General features: G+C 38.2%; 21 protein-coding genes. 8 read left to right on the forward strand and 13 right to left on the reverse strand.

The genetic code is table 11. From position 1 onward, the window contains the following. Positions 1 to 317 precede the first annotated feature (317 nt). Positions 318 to 632 carry a BrnA antitoxin family protein gene (locus L6C30_RS09735; RefSeq protein WP_004728120.1) on the reverse strand — a complete coding sequence of 105 codons (315 nt, stop codon included), beginning with the start codon at positions 630 to 632 and terminating at the stop codon, positions 318 to 320. Further along, positions 619 to 906, reverse strand: coding sequence for a BrnT family toxin (locus L6C30_RS09740; RefSeq protein WP_000438825.1), 288 nt, complete (start codon positions 904 to 906; stop codon positions 619 to 621). The genes L6C30_RS09735 and L6C30_RS09740 overlap by 14 nt, the downstream gene beginning before the upstream one ends. 511 nt (positions 907 to 1417) lie before the next feature. Between L6C30_RS09740 and L6C30_RS09745 the strand changes: the two genes are divergently transcribed. Both L6C30_RS09745 and L6C30_RS09750 read left to right on the forward strand, forming a co-directional pair. After that, a complete protein-coding gene (locus L6C30_RS09745) occupies positions 1418 to 2905 on the forward strand; it encodes a SulP family inorganic anion transporter (RefSeq protein WP_004870779.1) in 1488 nt (495 codons plus the stop codon). 12 nt (positions 2906 to 2917) lie between these two features. Next, positions 2918 to 3769 (forward strand): universal stress protein, encoded by an 852-nt coding sequence (locus L6C30_RS09750; RefSeq protein ID WP_070155662.1) that lies wholly within the window; start codon positions 2918 to 2920, stop codon positions 3767 to 3769. 130 nt (positions 3770 to 3899) lie between these two features. Here L6C30_RS09750 and L6C30_RS09755 read toward each other — a convergent pair whose 3' ends face one another. The 7 genes from L6C30_RS09755 to L6C30_RS09790 form a co-directional block, all read right to left on the reverse strand. Next, positions 3900 to 4190 (reverse strand): addiction module antidote protein, encoded by a 291-nt coding sequence (locus L6C30_RS09755; RefSeq protein ID WP_070155664.1) that lies wholly within the window; start codon positions 4188 to 4190, stop codon positions 3900 to 3902. A gap of 1 nt (position 4191) precedes the next feature. Next, positions 4192 to 4488: a type II toxin-antitoxin system RelE/ParE family toxin gene (locus tag L6C30_RS09760; protein WP_004647749.1), complete on the reverse strand. Its 297-nt coding sequence runs from the start codon at positions 4486 to 4488 to the stop codon at positions 4192 to 4194. Between the two features lie 198 nt (positions 4489 to 4686). After that, positions 4687 to 5013, reverse strand: coding sequence for a hypothetical protein (locus tag L6C30_RS09765; protein WP_005108845.1), 327 nt, complete (start codon positions 5011 to 5013; stop codon positions 4687 to 4689). After that, entirely contained in the window at positions 5003 to 5434 is a 432-nt protein-coding gene (locus tag L6C30_RS09770) for a hypothetical protein (protein ID WP_018680121.1), read from the reverse strand. The genes L6C30_RS09765 and L6C30_RS09770 overlap by 11 nt, the downstream gene beginning before the upstream one ends. A gap of 264 nt (positions 5435 to 5698) precedes the next feature. Continuing rightward, complete coding sequence (locus tag L6C30_RS09775) at positions 5699 to 6892, reverse strand: HD domain-containing phosphohydrolase (protein WP_228268542.1); 1194 nt, start codon at positions 6890 to 6892, stop codon at positions 5699 to 5701. A gap of 87 nt (positions 6893 to 6979) precedes the next feature. Continuing rightward, positions 6980 to 7759, reverse strand: a complete 780-nt coding sequence (locus L6C30_RS09780; protein WP_236162987.1) for a GAF domain-containing protein — start codon at positions 7757 to 7759, stop codon at positions 6980 to 6982. A gap of 453 nt (positions 7760 to 8212) precedes the next feature. Further along, complete coding sequence (locus L6C30_RS09790) at positions 8213 to 9385, reverse strand: replication initiation protein (RefSeq protein WP_236095251.1); 1173 nt, start codon at positions 9383 to 9385, stop codon at positions 8213 to 8215. Between the two features lie 857 nt (positions 9386 to 10242). Between L6C30_RS09790 and L6C30_RS09795 the strand changes: the two genes are divergently transcribed. From L6C30_RS09795 to tnpB, 4 genes are all read left to right on the forward strand, one after another. Then, complete coding sequence (locus L6C30_RS09795) at positions 10243 to 11022, forward strand: ParA family protein (protein ID WP_223129253.1); 780 nt, start codon at positions 10243 to 10245, stop codon at positions 11020 to 11022. Between the two features lie 7 nt (positions 11023 to 11029). Continuing rightward, positions 11030 to 11941, forward strand: coding sequence for a ParB/RepB/Spo0J family partition protein (locus L6C30_RS09800; protein ID WP_119879449.1), 912 nt, complete (start codon positions 11030 to 11032; stop codon positions 11939 to 11941). Positions 11942 to 12372: 431 nt separating this feature from the next. After that, the gene (locus tag L6C30_RS09805) at positions 12373 to 12756 is read left to right on the forward strand and encodes a transposase (RefSeq protein ID WP_236095250.1); all 384 of its coding nucleotides are present in this window, start codon (positions 12373 to 12375) and stop codon (positions 12754 to 12756) included. Beyond that, positions 12753 to 12992 carry an IS66 family insertion sequence element accessory protein TnpB gene (gene tnpB, locus L6C30_RS09810; RefSeq protein ID WP_236162986.1) on the forward strand — a complete coding sequence of 80 codons (240 nt, stop codon included), beginning with the start codon at positions 12753 to 12755 and terminating at the stop codon, positions 12990 to 12992. Before L6C30_RS09805 ends, tnpB begins: the two co-directional genes overlap by 4 nt. Before the next feature lie 33 nt (positions 12993 to 13025). Here tnpB and L6C30_RS09815 read toward each other — a convergent pair whose 3' ends face one another. The 4 genes from L6C30_RS09815 to L6C30_RS09830 all read right to left on the reverse strand — a co-directional run bounded on the left by L6C30_RS09815 (position 13026) and on the right by L6C30_RS09830 (position 17209). Then, entirely contained in the window at positions 13026 to 13190 is a 165-nt protein-coding gene (locus tag L6C30_RS09815; protein WP_236162985.1) for a hypothetical protein, read from the reverse strand. Positions 13191 to 13920: 730 nt separating this feature from the next. Continuing rightward, positions 13921 to 14427, reverse strand: a complete 507-nt coding sequence (locus tag L6C30_RS09820) for a hypothetical protein (RefSeq protein WP_137311832.1) — start codon at positions 14425 to 14427, stop codon at positions 13921 to 13923. Then, positions 14427 to 15422: a phage portal protein gene (locus L6C30_RS09825; RefSeq protein WP_099336601.1), complete on the reverse strand. Its 996-nt coding sequence runs from the start codon at positions 15420 to 15422 to the stop codon at positions 14427 to 14429. The genes L6C30_RS09820 and L6C30_RS09825 overlap by 1 nt, the downstream gene beginning before the upstream one ends. Beyond that, positions 15422 to 17209: a terminase large subunit domain-containing protein gene (locus L6C30_RS09830; protein ID WP_236162984.1), complete on the reverse strand. Its 1788-nt coding sequence runs from the start codon at positions 17207 to 17209 to the stop codon at positions 15422 to 15424. Before L6C30_RS09830 ends, L6C30_RS09825 begins: the two co-directional genes overlap by 1 nt. 158 nt (positions 17210 to 17367) lie before the next feature. On the opposite strand from L6C30_RS09830, the gene L6C30_RS09835 reads away from it, so the two are divergent. Next, positions 17368 to 18195, forward strand: coding sequence for a GPO family capsid scaffolding protein (locus L6C30_RS09835; RefSeq protein ID WP_236162983.1), 828 nt, complete (start codon positions 17368 to 17370; stop codon positions 18193 to 18195). A gap of 52 nt (positions 18196 to 18247) precedes the next feature. Further along, positions 18248 to 19237, forward strand: a complete 990-nt coding sequence (locus L6C30_RS09840) for a phage major capsid protein, P2 family (RefSeq protein ID WP_236162982.1) — start codon at positions 18248 to 18250, stop codon at positions 19235 to 19237. Positions 19238 to 19242: the final 5 nt, after the last annotated feature.

A 19242-nucleotide genomic window follows, 5' to 3' on the forward strand; every position in this document is an offset into this window, starting at 1 on the left:
CAGCGTTTAATTGGTTTTGGGAAAAAAGAAGAGTTTAAGGAAATTTTGGCAATTTTAAGAAAGCAGAATCCTGATAGGATAAGGGTTCTGTGAAATTTGTCGTGTACAGAGAAAAAATATAAATGATGAAAACAATCTTTTAAAGATGTTAGGCAGGCCTAAATTAGAAATAAGATATTTCGGTGTAACGAAAGAAGAACTTTTAGCAAAAGAAATTCTCGTGAAATGAAGTAGATATTTTTGTCGTATTAAGGAAAACTAAAATTAACATAATGGGCGTTATGCGAAGTCAAAAATGGGAGCTTAAGCTCCCATTTTTATTGATGATTTTTTAATTCTTTCAGCATAGCATCCCGTAAAATTTCATTCATTCGTGTTTGATAACCTTTGCCTTGTGCTTTGAACCAAGCAAGTACATCAGCATCTAACCGAATTGAAGTTTGTTGCTTCACTGGGCGGTAAAATTGATTTTGGCGTACAGCACTGCTCCAATCGGTAATTTCAGGAATATCTGATAGATCTAGCTGATCATCAGGAACCGTGCCTTTAGCAAGCAAGCGTTGAATTTCAGCATCTTGCTTCTCACCAAATTTCTCATTCAGCTCTTTGCGTGAGTATCTAACCATGCTCATATTTGTTTCGCTCCGCTTTAGTCACTTGCCTTGCACTAATGATTCGTATGATTTCACAGTCATCTTCATCAAAAATGGTGTGAGCCACCAATAACATTAGTACGCCTTTAACTCGTCCAATGGTTTGCCAACGTTCTTCACCATCGGTATGTCTGTCTTGGATTGAGATCCGTAATGGATCTTCAAAAACAAGGCTTGCAGTTTCGAAAGAGATATCATGCTTTTTCTGATTCTTTCGATTCTTAGCCTCATCCCATTCAAAATACTGTTCCATAAAAAACATTCAAATTTGTATATACAATAATGTATCACAAAATTGTATAACTCAAGTTGAGAAGCGTAATTTTTAGTCAAATTTATTGGCAAGAACTATCAAAACTGCTCATAAAAAAGCCGACTTGTTTCCAAGTCGGCTTTTGAACATCATCGAGCAAATAATTTATATCATAAGTTTTTGATTTTTATATTTTTCAATTTGTGCATTTCGCATAACGCCCATTATGTTAAATGGACATAAATCAATTCTAAAATTATCTATGATAATTCTATACTTTTACTTCGATACTGCGGTTAGGGTGGATAGAAAAGAGTCTAACTGCTATCATTGCCCCCGAAATCCTCCAAAATAGATATCTTTCTTAATATGACACTTACGCCACCATAAGTTTATTTACCTCTTAATTCAGTAAATAACTCATCACTGTCTAGTGATGTGGTGTAGTAGCTTGTGTGTCATATATCACATCACTAGCCTTTCCTAAAATTTAAAAAAATAGGCTATTTTCATGTTATCCACTATTCGAGAACAATGGTTCTCCAATATTCGCGGGGATGTTCTTGCGGGTATTGTTGTTGCTTTGGCTCTAATTCCTGAAGCAATTGCCTTCTCCATCATTGCAGGTGTCGACCCTAAAGTCGGGCTATATGCTTCATTCTGTATTGCAGTCGTGATTGCTTTCGTAGGTGGTCGCCCTGGTATGATTTCTGCTGCAACTGGTGCAATGGCTTTATTAATGGTCACACTGGTTAAAGAGCATGGTCTGCAATACTTATTAGCAGCCACAATTTTGACAGGATTTATTCAAATCCTAGCAGGTTATCTAAAATTAGGTGCTCTGATGCGGTTTGTATCAAAGTCAGTCGTGATTGGCTTTGTGAATGCCTTAGCTATTCTAATTTTTATGGCTCAATTGCCTGAACTCACCAATGTGACATGGCATGTCTATGCGATGACAGTTGGAGGTTTAGCTATTATTTATCTATTCCCTTATATCCCAGTGATAGGGAAGCTTTTACCCTCTCCTCTCATTTGTATTGTCCTCCTTACGCTCTTTGCCTTGTTCATTGGTTTAGATGTAAGAACCGTAGGCGATATGGGGCAATTACCAGATACGCTACCAATTTTCTTACTTCCTGATATTCCTTTAAATCTTGAAACTTTAGCTATTATTTTGCCTTATTCACTGGGATTAGCAGCCGTCGGTTTGCTTGAATCTATGATGACCGCAACAATTGTGGATGATTTAACCGATACCAATAGTGATAAAAACCGTGAGTGTAAAGGACAAGGTGTTGCCAATGTCGCTTCTGGCTTCTTAGGCGGAATGGCAGGCTGTGCCATGATTGGTCAATCCATTATTAATGTGAAATCTGGTGGACGTACCCGTTTATCATCATTTAGTGCTGGGGTCTTCCTGTTAATTATGGTGGTGTTTATCAGTGACTGGCTCAAAGTCATTCCAATGGCTGCACTGGTTGCGGTCATGATCATGGTAGCAATCGGAACATTTAACTGGGATTCATTACGAAATATTCGCCAATATCCAGTTTCTAGCAATATCGTGATGATCGTTACAGTCGTCGTGGTCGTTGCAACACATAACTTGGCTTATGGCGTATTAGTCGGTGTACTTCTTTCTGCATTATTTTTTGCCAATAAAATTGAACGTTACATGGCAATTCAGTCCGAATTTAATGAACCTGAAAATACCCGTATTTATACGGTAACAGGTCAAGTGTTCTTCAGCTCAGCAGATAAATTTACTTCTGCATTTGATTTCAAAGAAGCACTTTCAAAAGTTGTGATTGATGTTAGTCAGGCTCACTTCTGGGATGTGTCTGCGGTCGCTGCCGTAGATAAAGTGGTCATTAAGTTTAGACGTGAAGGAACAGAAGTCGAACTTATTGGAATGAATGAAGCTAGTAAAACATTAGTCGATAAGTTTGGTATCCACGACAAACCAGATGCTTTAGATCGCTTAAATAGCCACTAAGAGGGATTAGTTATGTCAAAAATTATTGCATGTATTGATGGATCATTAGTAACAAATACTGTGTGTGATTATGCAGCTTGGTTTAGCGATAAACTTAGTTCACCTATTAAACTATTGCATGTCATTGATAAGCCAAAAGCGAAAGCCCCACAAGATTTAAGTGGTGCAATTGGTCTAGGAAGTCGAGAAACCTTGCTAAACGAGTTAGTTGAACTCGAAGAACGTAAGGGAAAAATTGAGCTAGAACATGGTCAGATTCTTCTTCGGGAAGCAAAGAATTATCTATTGGAGAAGTTTTCTATTGATGCTCAAAGTTTTCAACGCCATGGCAGTCTTTTAGAAACAATTATGGGAATGGAAGAAGACATTCGAGTTCTTGTTATGGGTAAGCATGGGACTGAAACTGAGCATGATTCCAGTAAAGTTGGAACCCATATTGAAAATGTTGTTCGTGCCCTTCATAAACCCGTATTAATAACATCTGCACTCTTTAGTCCACCTAAGTCTTTTTTAATTGCTTTTGATGGAAGTCAGACTGCACGCATTTGTGTAGAAAAAATTGCCAATAGCCCTTTATTAAAAAACCTGACAGCTCATGTGGTATATGTTGGTAAGCCAAATAGTGATATGACATCTCAAGTTACTTGGGCAAAAGAGCTGCTTGCAAATAATGGTTTTAATGTAATTGATATCGTACTTGAAGGTGATATCGAGAAATCAATATTAGATTACCAAGAGAAAAACGCTATTGATATGATGGTGGTTGGTGCATATGGTCACTCAAAAATACGCCAGTTTTTTATTGGTAGTACGACGACCAAATTGTTATCAAGCTCTACAAAACCAGTATTATTACTAAGATAATTCTTACAAGATAAAGGGATAGTTTTTAACTATCCCTTTTTTAGAATTTCTAAAATTAACATAATACACGTTATACGAAGTCAAAAAATGGGAGCTATAAGCTCCCATTTTTACTATATTTTTTAAAGTTTTAGGCGTGTTGTACAGTGAGTTTTAAGCCTAATGCATTTACTACACGATTAATCGTATCAAAACGTGGTGCTGAATCCTGACGTAGGGCTTTGTAAAGTGCTTCACGTCCAATCCCTGCTTCTTTAGCGATTTGAGTCATGCCACGAGCTTTGGCAATTACGCCAAGGGCATGAGCTAATTCAGCTGGATCATTTTCTTCAAGAACTATGTTGAGATACATCACAATGTCTTCTTCAGTTTTGAGTGACTCAGCCATATCAAAACTTGGTAAATCAGCGACTTTAACCATTTTAATCCTCCAATGTTTTCGATAGTTTGACTGCACGATCAATGTCTTGTTGTTGAGTCGATTTATCTCCGCCTCCAAGCATTACAATCACTACGTCACCATGCTGGATGTAATACATCCTCCATCCAGAACCGAAGAATTCTCTCATTTCCCAAACGCCATCTTGGAGAGGCTTAATGTCTCCCCAATTTCCACGTTGAACCTTATCTAGTCTACGATTTAGGCGAATACGGGTCATATTGTCTTTAATGCCATCTAACCATTCATCAAATTCTGGCAGACGTTTAATTTCAATCATGAGGCTTCCTTATCTTCTCACTATATTGTATTCGATCGAATACAATATGCAAGTAATCTATACGGACATCCATTAATTTCGTATAACAGCCATTATGTTAAATGGAGGTTAGATTGGTGGAAAACTCCAGTTTTTGAAACTTCAAATAGAAGCTCTTTCGTTCAATTAGTAATTGTAATTTCTATATAAATTTATATTCTATTGAATAATTATTTCATAAATTCTCCTATCATATTTGGCTGCATATGTAGCTACTTCTTGATTAATCTTTTTATGACTTTTATCTACATATGAAAAGATTATTGAATCCTCATTATGCTGCTCATAGTTGATGGCGTATTTATATTCTGAATAAGGATAAAGAGTACCTAAGCTATAAGTTTTTTGAGCACTGATATAAGTTATTTTAAGATCTGTGATTGGGGCATTGGTCCAATTTTTAATAGAAATATATCCATTCTTTTCTAATGGTTGGCATCCTATAATTAAAACTAATGCAAGACAGTAAAATAGGCTATTCTTCATTTTGGTAGTTCTGTTCAATTGGTCTTATGAGTCGACTAATAACTATAACTTTTGAGGTATCACAGCTAGGATCTACTTCAGTTATCCAAGAATAATTATTTTTTTCTAGAGGATAGGATTCTCCGCCTCCATATGCTGCTTTATCACCTAAAAAATAAGTATCCGAATCTACTTTTAGGCTCTTAGTTTCCATATCCCAATCTAGAGTTTTTGTAGCAAAAATTGGCAGAACTTTAGATCCATCAGCATGTTCTAGGTATAGGCATTTACCTTCCCTAATAAGCTTAGCCTCACTATAACTTGCATTATCTGCTCCCCCCGTATATTGAATACGTGGAACAACTATATTTGATTCAATTTTTTCTGTAACTGGACTACAGGCTGCAAGTAAACTTAATAAAATAAATTCTAATTTTTTCATATTAAAGGAATTTTTTGATAAAATAATAATAGAGAAATTAAAGCAAATTATTCCAAAAGGCTCTGATTAAAAATTGTTAAAATGAACCGTACCGGGTTTGTCGGAGACTTTTTATTTAAGTTAGGCCACCTGACCTAACTGGTTAATTTTATCATAGTACATTGCTTCAAACTCAAAAGGCGATACATAACCCAGTGCAGTCTGTAGCTCAACTAAAAAAGTGAATAGCTTTTTGGCTGCTATTCACCTGATGATCAAGCCTGTTTAACTTGGCAGCACATATCCCTTTTCCTTGATTAAACGTACTGCTGCATCACAAACTTCCGTATCATAAATTGTTCCACGCCCTTTTAAAACTTCACAAAGTGCAACATCTATGCCCAAAGCAGCACGATATGGGCGATGCGTAGCCATTGACTCAATCACATCGGCTACCGCTAAAATACGTGCCTCTGGATGAATCTCCTCCCCTTTCAAACCATTAGGATAGCCCGTTCCATCCATGCGTTCATGATGCTGACCAATGATTTCTGCAATTGGAATATTGAAAGGAACATTCTTGAGAATCTCATAACCCGCCTGTGCATGGCCTTTCATCATTTCCATTTCCAGATGCGTTAGACGAGTAGGTTTAGTCAGAATTTCAGAAGGAATGGAAATCTTGCCGATGTCATGTACCAGTCCAATTTCTTCCATCTGCAGGCAGCGTTTTTCATCCCAGCCCATTTCTTTGGCAATGGCACTAGCAATCAGCCCTACACGACGCTCATGCCCCGCAGTATAAGGATCGCGTAATTCCACCATAATAGATACTGCCTGCAAGGTGCCATACATGGTGGCTTCCAGCTGCTCTAGCTGTCGGGTAATCTGATCCTGTGCCTGCTTTTGTTCGGTAATATCTAGTGCCATGACAATCGTGGCAGGCATGCCATCGTCCCAAGTGATGCAACGTGCATGTAGGGCAAATTCCCGGATCTGACCGTTTTGATGGCGGAACGCAACGATAGGCGGCATGCCCAAATATTCCGTAGCTTGATCCTGCTCCTGGTGAATCAGTGCCAGGATGTCTATCGTTGCATCGGCAAACTCCAGAATATCATGTCCAATGAGCGCTGCAGCAGACCAGCCAAGCATGTTGGCATAACTTGGATTGACGTAGATATACCGATTGTCGCGCAGCACATACACTCCGACCACGGTATGTTCTACCATGATTCGGAAGCGCTGCTCACTGTCTTGTAATGCCTGTTCCGTTTCCCGGATTGCGGTCAGATCATTCCAGACCAGAATCACATCATTGCCGACAATCGACATGGTACGCTGGGCAATGCGCTGACTACCATCTTTTGCTAACAGCGTAATTTCAGGAAATTGCACCGGGTTGCCTTTTTTTGCTAGTTGCAATGCCTCTTCCCAGTTCTGTTGCATCAACTGTCTTTGCTCTGCACTCGGCGCCACTTTTTTCAGCCAGGCATCCTGATTTTGAAAATCTTCCAGGCGATATCCCAGCCATTTTTCATAGGCTAAATTGACTGCAAGAATGCGTTAATCCTGTATGGAAATAATATGCATCGGCACAAGAGACTGCAAAAACACCTGCTGGAAACGTTGTTCCATTTGCTGGGAATAAGATTCGGCAGTTTTGCGCTGTTGTTCGGCGGAAAAACGCTCCAGTGCAGATGAAATATCTCTGGAGAGATTTTGTAGCAGCTGAATTTGCTCCTGATCAAATTCTACCCGACCTGTGGTGTACAGCCCGATCAGCCCCCAGAAATGGCCGTTAAACAGCAACGGAGTCAATGCCGCCTGGTGCACCTGTTCCTGTTTTAAATAGTGTCTCCACGCCCGGTATTCTGGAGAAATATGCGCATCAGGAGCATTGACCAAGGCATAGCTATAGACATCCACATCTGGGCCAGTATTTTTCACATGATTCAACGGAGGATTCTGCTCCTGCTGCAAGACAGTCTGCAACGTCGGTAAAATATTGGCACTGACATTATGATGGAACTGGATCACTAGTGGACTGTCAGCCTGATCATCAGCCTTAAGTGCGATCACAATTTTGGCAAAACCACCCAAGTTCAGCAACACCTGCTGCAACTCAGTCAGCAATGCCTGCTGGTTCTGGCTATGGGCAATGACCCGATTGGTTTCACTAAGCAACTGATAGAGATAGGTTAAACGTGCCACCCGACCCTGGGACTGTAACCGAGTATATACTTGGGTGATCTGAATGGTGATATGATCGATTAAACTCTGTTCTTCATCCAGAAAATTAGCGGCATCTGCTGCCGGTGTCAATGGATCATACCAGACAGTCAAGCTGCCAAATTGCTGGCTGTCATCGGCAAAAGCTGACGACTTTGTTGCATAAATATGTAAGCATCTGATTTAAATAAATTTAAATTTGGATCAAAAAATAATCAAAACCTTTAAAATCATATAGTTATGAAATCTTTGTGCAACAAAGCCATATAAAACTATTAAAAAAAATTATAGATAAGATTATTTCCATATTTAATAAATATTTCTTTAAGTCGGACTATATTGCAAGTGCCTTGAGTAATTCTGCTATAGCAGATATTTCTGATACTTGCCATTTCAAGCCAATTTCTGCTTTTGAGTGGGGTAAAGTAATTTGAACCGTTAACATGTCAGTAGGAGTCTCAATTTTCACACTTCATGCAACAGAGTCGTTTTTATCCTAAGGTCCTTACCACTTGTATTCTTTACGAACATATATCTAAAAAGTGTAGCAAGTTGCTACACTTTTCGCTAGATCAACTCTTTACCAAAAATATCATTCAGTCTTTCACGAATACTATGGACGAATTCCGGATTACTTTTAAGTTTATGCTTCATATTTCGTTTAAAGTCATTCAACCCCATACCAATTTCAGCAAAATCCATTTGGAATAAAGTGTCATTAATGACAATATTTGCTTGAGAGTCAGTGAGGCATCCTACTTTTTTAAACCACTTCTTGAACTGCTGATAATTTTCATCATTATTAAAAATATACCAAGAACGTACATTCATATCGAATTTAGCCCCTAATTCTTTTACGTATGCATTGTCTTCAAATGGAACATCAAGATAGATTTTTTCAATCACTGCAAATTCATCCAGTGTCTTATCAGCAATCCGATGATGCAGTTTAAAATTCACACCTACAATTGGACGGCCTTTCTTAACGGTTTCATACTCTAACTGTAGATCTGTATTTTCGTTAATTTCTGCCACTATTTTGTCTAATACATAGCGTCTAAAATCTACCCAGCGATCATATTTGGTTTCATTAATATCAATCAGTGCTTTCAAGTTTTCTAAAAGTAATGGCACTTCATAACTCTTTTGATTGGCGTACTTAAATTCGTTTTTAATGAAATAAGTATAAAGACTCATACTGGCAACAGAATCTAGGGCAAAAAGATGTTTTAGCTGATAGGTAGTAAAATTACCCCCAGCCAGTTGAGTGAAATACGGCAACACCTCACTGGTAAAACGAATCTGAATCGCATTTTTAGAATCATCTTCCCATCTTAACTCACGGATAATGGGAACGACAGAATGTACTTTTTTAGTCTTTCTCTTACCATTATCAGCTGGTTCCTCAATAATAAAATGAGCTACCCGGGATGAAAGCTCTTTATAGATCCGATCTATTGCAACATTAATTGAATTACGTTTATTTAATCCTAGTAAATCTGCCAAATCATCCTTATACAAATAAATATAAGTTTGTTCGGTAATTTCACCATCTACCCTATTTTTCTCACTATAATTCGCAACCGCCATTGCATATAGAAGTGCCTTATATTCATTGGCTGATAATTCGATTGGGCGAATTAAACGGTTACTGGTACTGACAACGCCATTATGGCGAATGTTGCCTATACAGTAAGGAATATAATTCGATTCTTCTTGCAATGGTTCAGATTCTGTCATAACCGTGATATTTATAATTTAACTTACTTTTTTATATACAAAAGTGGAAAAACTTTCAAGGCTTTCACCACAAGATTCTAAAAGTGGAATGTTTGTCATCAAAAAGAAGCATTTTAGCCGGTTTTCTGCATTTAAAGTGGAATTAATTATAATCTTTCCACCCCATGATGACAGACCTTCCACCTTTAGTCTCGAAATTACAGTTCAGAAGGCCTATTTTTACTTTTTTCATTCAGATCTAGATAGGTTAAGTCAGATAAAAACCCTGATGTGACAAGGCTTCCACCTTTTTGTTAGATTTAAAAGGTATAACTGCACATATAATCATCAGGAAATATCCAATAAAAACAGACTATCCACAGGTTAAGAAGATACAGTGACAATCTTTCCACCTTTAAAGCTTAGTTATGAGACTTTATTAACAGCTTAAATATTTGTTTTTGCAATTATTTTTAAATAAAAACAGCAGATCTAAAAATAGCAGTGACAAACTTTCCACCCTAGTGACAGACCTTCCACTTTAGAGTGACAAACCTTCCACTTTAGAGTGACAGACCTTCCACTTTAGAGTGACAGACCTTCCACTTTAGAGTGACAGACCTTCCACTTTAGAGTGACAAACCTTCCACTTTTAAAGTTACAAGCATTTGTTTTATATAATAAAAATATGATCCTAATTATTAATTAGCTAAATAACTAATTATTCTAATTTTTAATTAAGCTAGCTTAGTTAAAAATTTATTTTTTAAACTGTTTTACAGCTGAATAAATAGGATTTATAAATTTAAAAACTATAGTAAGATGAATGAAAGTTATTTATATTACTAAACATTCAAATAAGGAAGCATCTGACACGCATGTCTGCAAAAATTATTACTGTTGCTAACCATAAAGGCGGATGTGGCAAAACAACGACTGTTGTGCACCTAGCCTCAGAACTTGCCAATCTGGGCAACAAAGTTTTAGTCATTGATTTAGATCCTCAAGCAAACGCAAGTTTACACATTGGAATCCAACATCCAAGCGAAATTGCTGTCACTACAGCAGAATTACTAGTGGGCGATATTTCGTTGTTGGCAGATGCATTACAAGAAGAAACGAACTTTGAAAAAGTATCATTAATTTATGGTTCCTTAAATTTAGGAAAAACTGAAGATCAACTAAAAGAAGAAGCTCCCCGTCCTTCTGAAGAGTTAAATATCAAGTTAAAACTATTAAAAGATCTTTATGATTTTATATTGATCGACTGTCCACCTAGCCTTAAATTATTAACCAGCAATGCCTTGGCATCTTCAACACATGTCATTATCCCTATCGAATCAGGATCACAATATGGATTGTATGGGGTAACAGATCTTTTAAATCATCTTGAAAAGATCAAACGTATTAATCCAGATTTAGAGCTTTTAGGCGCTTTACTAATTAAGCATGATGAACGTCAGAATGTCTGTAAGCTGATTCGGGATGAAGCCTTGAAACAGGTAGGTAAAATTTTAGAAACCACAATTCCTCAAAGTACTAAAGTCAATCAAGCAGCGATTCTGCAACAACCACTTTTGAAAGTAGAAAAAAATTCAAAAGTACGTAAGGCTTTTGAAAGCCTTGCGAATGAAATTGTAGTAAAAATTATAACCTGAGAGCATTATGGCAAGCACCAAAGAGCTTTTAGCTCAGAAACTGAAGCAGAATACAGAAAAACATCAGCAGGCACAGAAAGACAATATTAAAGAGCCGAAAGAGTTTAGACGTAATGTCCCTATTGAGGATATCAGCCGAAGTCCAAACCAGCCGCGTAAAATATTTGAAGAGTCACAGTTAAAAGAACTGGCGGATTCTATTAATGAAATCGGCCTTTTGCAGCCCATTACAGTGCGTAAACTGGATAATCTGAAATATGAACTGATTGCAGGCGAGCGACGCTTACGGGCACATCAATTACTCGGAAAGTCTGTGATTGAAGCCATTATCATTGATGCAAATAATGTAGAAGCATCTTTGTTAACCCTGGCAGAGAATTTAAAGCGTCAGGATCTGACAGATTATGAGATTTTTATTGGCCTGAACTCACTTGATGAGAAATTAAAGAAAAACAAGCAACGTTTAGCCAATTCACTGGGTTTAAATCGCGAAGATATGTACAAGTATTTAGCATACGAAAAACTGCCGCAAGCAATTTTAAATGACCTTGATGTGGAACCAGGCTTGCTAGGCCGTACTGCTGCAACTGCATTCAAAAAATTTCTATCGGATCATCTTGAACAACTCTCTGAAGCCGAAGTGGCCTTACTCGGAGCTTGGGAAAAATTAAAAGACAAAAAACTCGAGCAAAGCAAAGTTACTACTTATGCTGAAAAACTATTGAGTCAGAATCCAGAAAAACTGACCACAACATCCGTGGTCAGAAAAATTGAATATGCCGGTAAGATTGCGGGGAATATCAAACTGAATCAAAAACAGCTTAAGGTTTCTCTGAATATCTCGGAAATTGACGAAGCCAGTCTCTTACAATTAGAAGATTTCTTAAAACAGCTGATTCAAAAAAGCGAAAAAGTGTAGCAAGTTGCTACACTTTCTTAGCACCCTGAAACTAATTACTTCCTCATGCATTATTGAAGTTTATTTTCTTAAGTATGCTTCTTTACATTTGGTCTTTGAGAGTACTGTTACTTCGGATTGAGATTAAATTCTGCCTTTCTTCTTGTGGAGTAGTTTTATATTTATCCGGAAATATTATATATGTCCATATAAGCACTCCCAGTTTTCAGGTTTTGTATCAAAATAATCAATTCTTATCAGATTTTTCGATAGGGAAGTATATATGCTGGTGGAACATAAATAATTTGGTGGTGTTTCAAAAGGTATGCTGCCGTTAAACAAATACGTTATTAAGGTAAAAGAAAGTAAGCATCCAGCTAACACAGCCTTACCAAGCGATCCTATAAGCCTTAATTTAGTTCCCACATAAAAAACAAGTGGGGACTTAATCTATGAACATGGATATATATTCAGCAACACCTCCTGTTGCTAAAAAACGCAGAACATACAGCAAAGAATTCAAATTCAGTATTGTCAATACCTGTAAAAATCCTAATACCTCGATCGCTTCGGTCGCACTGCAACATAGTATTAATGCCAACCTTGTCAGTCGTTGGATCAGGATCTTCAGCCATCATGAGGGTGTCGTGCAGGATCCTACTCATGTGAATCCAGCATTTATTGCTTTGCCTTACACTGCTGCAATCAGCCAACCTATTGATGAGAGGATCACGTTGTGTATCACCGTGCCTCATACGAATAATGATATTCAGCTAAAATGGCAGACATCAGAAATACCTGCCTTGGCAGAATTACTCAAGGCACTGGCAACATGATCCGTATCAATGAAATTTGGCTCTCTACCCAGCCCATGGATATGCGAGCAGGAATGGATATGCGAGCAGGAATGGATACTGTCATGGCTCAGGTGGTGAGAGCCTTTGGCTACATCAAACCGCATTGTGCTTACCTGTTCTGTAATAAACGTGGCCATCGCATGAAAGTGTTGGTACATGATGGACTAGACAACATTTCAAAATTTATTCTTATTATCAGTGGTTTAATTCAATAATAAAAAGCACGGTGCAAATACGGTGCAAAGTAACTAAAAATATTCAGCACTAATCATATCTTCATGTGTAAATACCCATTTATAAAGTTCCCATTTAGAACCTTCCAAAATATATGTTTCTCCGTGAATTTTCTTAAAGTAACGACCATTTAGGTAAAAGTCAGCGCCATATACCTCTTTATAAATATTACTACTCATTTTATTGGCTCCATTAGACATATAGAAAATATATCAGATGTAGAGATCACACACATATATATGACAGCAATGGCCAAAGTTTGAAAAAGGCTTTTTTAATGTGATTTTGATGATTTTGAAAATTTCAGGTGAGAAAAAAAAGAGGTTAGAAAAGTTAGAAATTTATAAAACAGTATTCAAATATATGATTTATATAGATTAATCACAATTTTAAAAAGGTTAGAAAATGGTTAGATTATGGTTAGTTCTAACCTCTAATTTTGGTTAGAAGTTCTAACCTTTTATATTATTGTTTTATATAAATATTTTAACTTTTATAACTTTTTTCTAACCGCTTCTAACCTTTATATGGTTAGAAATTTAATTATTAAATATCAGATACTTAAATATTAAAAACCTTTCATTTTACTGTTTCTAACCTTTTTTAAGCACTATTGATTGAGTTGAAGGAACTTTTGATAAATCGAAAGTTGTAGGAATTCATAGAATCCCTGTTGAATTATGTAGAACTGAATTTTCAGCATTCGGCTGTGTCATGCACCAGTACTGCTGTGGCTTAGAAGGCTATTGGTCAGGGTCACAAATCTGTTGAATATTCGACACATTTACTGGGCAGGTGAGGTGAGGGGTCAACCGCCCGGCTTGAACCGGATTCTGTGGTTTTAGAAACTTTGGCCAAAAAAAAAGCCCTCACACATGGAGGACTTTTATTTTCGTGTAAATACTGTGATTAGCTTTGTTTATCTGGCTTCACCTGCTGTGGCCATGCCTGGTCTAATCGTTCTGCATCAATTGCGTGTCCATCAGCTGCTGCTGCGATTTTTCCACCACGGTCTGCCATTGTTTTGAGTACGAAGTTGCAGGTCTTTCCATATTCAACGATGGCTTCATGGGTACCTGAGGACAAACGTTTGTTTGTATCACTGATCTGCTTTGACAACCGGTCAACAGCCAAAGCACTGTCACTGGCAGCAGCCAACGCAACTTGTAAGTTTTTATTTGCATTTCGTTCTGACTCCAAAAGTTCTTGCGACCATGCCTGCTCTACTTCATGCACTTCATTTGCACGTTGCGATGCAAGCAAATCACGTTGTGTTTCAGCTAAAGTTTTTTGTGATTCGAGTAAATCAATTTGATGTGACTTACTTGTGCAGCTGGTGACTGAAAATGCCAAAGCGATGGCTAAGGCAGCCATCACGATGAATTTCCAATTTTTAATTGCCAAAGCAATATTCATTATTGTTTTTCCTGTTTGAATTGAAGTTGATGAAACTCTTTGAAGCGGATGATCTGATCACCTGCCCATTCGTTCACTGTGTTAGCGAATAAATTTTGAAGTGGGACAATTTCGGAATACCAATAGGCTTCACGAGCTTCACTGATGGATCCGAAGCCACCTGCATTGGATGGAATGATTCCGAGAAGTTGTGGCGGTGTACGTTGGGATGCAAGAACGTCATCGCGTGTGACATTTTTAATATTTAAGAACTCATCTTTGGCAGCCAATTCACTGATTGGAATCAGTTGCAAACCATCCTTTTTTCCATTTGGTGCATGCAGAAATAAATTTCGGAAGTTACCTGGACCACGTGAATCTTTCATCGCTTGTTTCAATGCATCCACATCTGCATCATCTACACCAGGATCAGTCATATATAGGATGAAGCCGGCATGAGATCCGTTGTTATAATATTTGCGACGAAATAAAGTGGCTGACTCATTGAGCCACATGGACTGAAGTGCCGCGATATATTCAGGCGTTCCGTAAATTTCTTGATCGACATCAATTCCTTTGATGTGGCAAACAGTACCAGGTTTAAAAATGTGTTCTTCAAAACCGTTCAGCAGCTGTAAAAACTCATCAGGTTTTTTCATGCGTCTGGTGTACTTGGCCATGAGTCCATCATAGTGATGTGGCTCATTCAATCGATTATCGATCCGCTGTAAATAGCCATTACCAAATACCAAGTAATCAAAAGCAATGCGTTCAAACTCAGATGAACTGATCAATTTATTTGGTATGAATGACGACACCAGTTGATTCTTTTTATAAAACACTGCAGTCGACAAATAAGGCATTGCTTTAAAAGATTTGGCCAAAGCATTCATACTGATGTGTGGTTCGTAATAATTGCCACATAACCATGTTTCATAGAACTGTGATAAGTCACGGCCATTCATCACCGGCTCTGCATCACCGAACGTAAATGCCTGCACTTTGCTGTCGGACATTAGTAAATCTCCATAGAGGATTTTTTAGATTTTGTTTGGTCATCAAGGGTTAAAGGTTCATTTGCGAACGCATGGAAAATGGCAAAAGCCAAATCTGCATGACCGATGTTTTCTGCACGTGATGCTTCAAATGTCATTTGTCTTTGTGAAGCAGTCAGTGTTTTTCGAATAGCCATAATTGACATAGCCACGTCAGTGGATCCGGCATCAAATTCAAAACGACCTTTGTTGATCACATCCATTGCTTTCATGACCAATTGTGTTTTGACATCGACGCTATAATTGAATGTCGTTAGGTTCGGGAAGAACTCAAGGACCAATTGAGCAACACCAGTGCCCATACCTGACTTGTCTAAGCCGATATATTTGACGTTGTATTTGGTTGTTAATTTTTTGATGTATTGCGCTTGGCTGGCAAAGTCCATGCCTTTGAACTGATGATGTTCAAGTAAACGGAATTTTGGATAATCAGGTTCAGGTGGTGCGATGACAACAAGCCCTGCACTGTCGCCACTTTCAGCTGGGTCATATCCAATCCAAACAGGTTTATTACCAAATGGACGAAGTGCCAACGGTTTAAAATCTTTGGACCAAACTTCCCATGAATCGACCATACATGGCTGAATGATGGACAGTGGAAATACACTGTGACCATCATCAACGAATTCACACATATAAAGATTGGCAAATTCTTCAGGACTGTTTTCGGCAATGAGTTCATCGATATCGAATAGATCACAGCCTTGGCGTTCGGCATCTTGAATATTGACAATATGTCGCCACATTTTGTCGCCACATAAAGCACCGTTTCTTAAATTTGCATGACTGGTGTCGATCTCAACTCGATTTTCTTTTGTACGCCCTTTATTGAAAGCATCACCTGTCCAAAATGCATAGGCTTCATGCGTTTTACTGGATGGTGTAGAAAAATAGGTTTTTTTGTACTGTTTTTGGGCAGCCATTGCCGATGCCACTTTTTTCAGTGTGGCAAAGCCATGTACCCAGAAGAATTCGTCAAAATATAAGTCGCCATGGTATGACTGTGCTGTTTTGGCATTGGTACCCAAAAAAATAAGCTGAACAGTATTGCCACATGGAAGCGTGATTGAAATCGGATCGCCTTGCAGATCCACTTCAATGGATTGCATGACAAAGTTTTTAATGTAAGTTTTAAAACCATGAGCTTGGGCTTTAGATGCAGACAAGAAAATCTGATTTCGACCAGTGGTGACAGCTTTGATCAAAGCTTCACGTGCAAAATAAAACGTCGCGCCAATTTGCCGTGATTTTAATAAGGCACGATTTCGCTGTTCACGCGCACGGTACCAAACCTTTTGATACTCAAATAAACCGTCATCAAAGTCTTCAAGAAGTTTTTCGACTTGTTCTTCAGTCAGTGCATTTGGCTGTTTTGGTTTACGTGGTCCAGCATTTCTATTTTTGAGTTTTGGATTCAGATCAGCTTCATTGCCACCGTCAGAATATTTTTCGATTCGTGCCATACGCTCAAGTTGGCGCATGAGTAAATCAATTTCTTTGTAATCACCAGGTGTTTTTTTCTCAAGAATAATCAGTTTGATCAATTGAGCAGTTAAAGCTTCACCGACTCGACCGGTCGGTGCATCTTTATCCCATTCATCACGTGTTTTCCAAGCGTGAACATTTTTATCAGGCTCGTCGATGTAATCTGCAATCGAGCTGATTCGCCACCCCATCCAATACAAAAATTTTGCTAGAAGGCGTTTGTCAAAGTTTAGATTTTTCGGTGTATCAAGTGCTTTATCCATTGGCTCATTAAGCCAACGCTATAACATTTATTCATTGTAGCTACTTTGTAAAACCCACTTAATACAAGCCCTTTGGATTGAATGTTTATGCCGTTCTTCCGATTCTGCTAACTACTTTAAATAGATTTTATCTATCGACATAGACACAGGATTCAGAAATGAAGAAATCCAAATTTTTCCGTGTTGCTGTTGCTGGATCCACGACTGATGGTCGCGTGATTGAAGCAACATGGATTCAACAAATGGCTGACAGCTACGATCCAAATACATACACAGCATTAGGCAACCTTGAACATTACCGTGGCTTTTCACCAAGTTCTGAATTTGGCACTTATGCAAAGGTCACTGCCCTAAAAGCTGAAGAAGTAGAAATCAACGGTACAAAAAAACTTGCTTTATTTGCTCAGGTTGATGCGTTTGATCAATTAATCGAACTTCACAATGCAGGTCAGAAATTATTTACTTCCATTGAAGTAAATCCGAATTTTGCTGATACCGGTAAAGCGTATTTGGTCGGTTTAGCATTCACTGACACCCCTGCTTCATTAGGTACGCAAATCATGGAATTTGCTGCAAAACAGCCTGAAGCAAACCCATTTGTTGGTCGTAAACAAGATGTAGCCAATTTGTTTACTGCAGCTGAAGAAGCTGACCTCCAGTTTGAAGATGGCCAAGATGCAGCAGCAAAAGGCCTGTTTTCTAAAGTTTTGGATTGGTTGAAGCCACAACAAGAACAACAAGACAATAAAAATAAAGACCAATTCAAAGAAGTATCTGACTCGCTAGAAGCGATTGCAAAAACCTTTGGTGAAAGTCAGACCAAATTGCAAACGGTCGAAAATGAGTTTTCGGAACTTAAAACCAAGCATTCTAAATTGGAAAAAGACTTCAATGAACTGAAAACCAAATTAGAAGGTGAAGAAAACCCAGGTACACCACCTGCACCTGAAAACACTGGCAACTTCTCTGAACAAATCGAGTGCTAATAGTTTAATCACTGTCAGCAGTCTATAAATATTGCTTATAAGCGAGAAAAAAATGCGTAACGATACACGTAAAAAATTCAATCATAGTTTGGCAAAAGTTGCTGAACTAAACGGTGTTGAATCGGCACAGGTGCAATTCACAGTAGCGCCTGCACCAGCTCAAAAAATGGAAGAAAAAATTCAGGCTTCAAGCGAATTTCTTCAAAAAATTAATATCATCCCTGTTGATGCCCAAACTGGTGAAGCAATTGGTCTATCTGTCAATTCAACGATTGCAGGTCGTACTGACACTTCAGGTAATGGTGAACGTACACCAACCGATCCAACTGGTTTAGGTGCAGATAAATATGAATGCAAACAAACCAATTTCGATGTGGCAATTCCTTATGCAAAACTTGATGCTTGGGCACCGTTTGCTGACTTCCATCAACGTTGGACCAATGCCGTTGCTAAAGCGATTGCTTTAGATCGTATCATGATTGGTTTCAATGGTACCTCAGCAGCAGCAACCACTGACCGTTCTACAAATGCAAAACTGCAGGACGTGAACATCGGCTGGTTACAAAAAATCCGTACCAATGCAGCTGATCGTGTAATGACGACAGTGACAGTTGGTGCAACTGGTGCATACAAAAACTTAGATGCCTTAGTTGTTGATGCAGTCAATGAATTGATTGATGAAGTCCATCAAGATGATACGGATCTCGTTGTGATCTGTGGTCGTTCACTGTTGGCAGACAAAAACTTCCCGATTGTGAATGATGCATCTGACAATACCAATGTATTGGCAGGTCAAGTGCTATTAAGCCAAAAACAAATTGGTGGCTTACCTGCAGCACGTGTACCGCATTTCCCTGACAATGCACTTTTGATTACGTCTTTTGACAACCTGTCAATCTACTATCAAAAAGATGCAAAACGTCGTTACATCCAAGAAAAACCAAGCAAAAACCGCATTGAAGATTATCAATCTTCAAATGAAGCGTATGTGATTGAAGCATACGAAAAAGTGGCATTGGTTGAAGGCATCACAATCGAATAATAGGT

The organism is Acinetobacter sp. KAM396 (assembly GCF_021602765.1).
GTDB classification, from domain to species: Bacteria; Pseudomonadota; Gammaproteobacteria; order Pseudomonadales; family Moraxellaceae; genus Acinetobacter; species Acinetobacter towneri_A.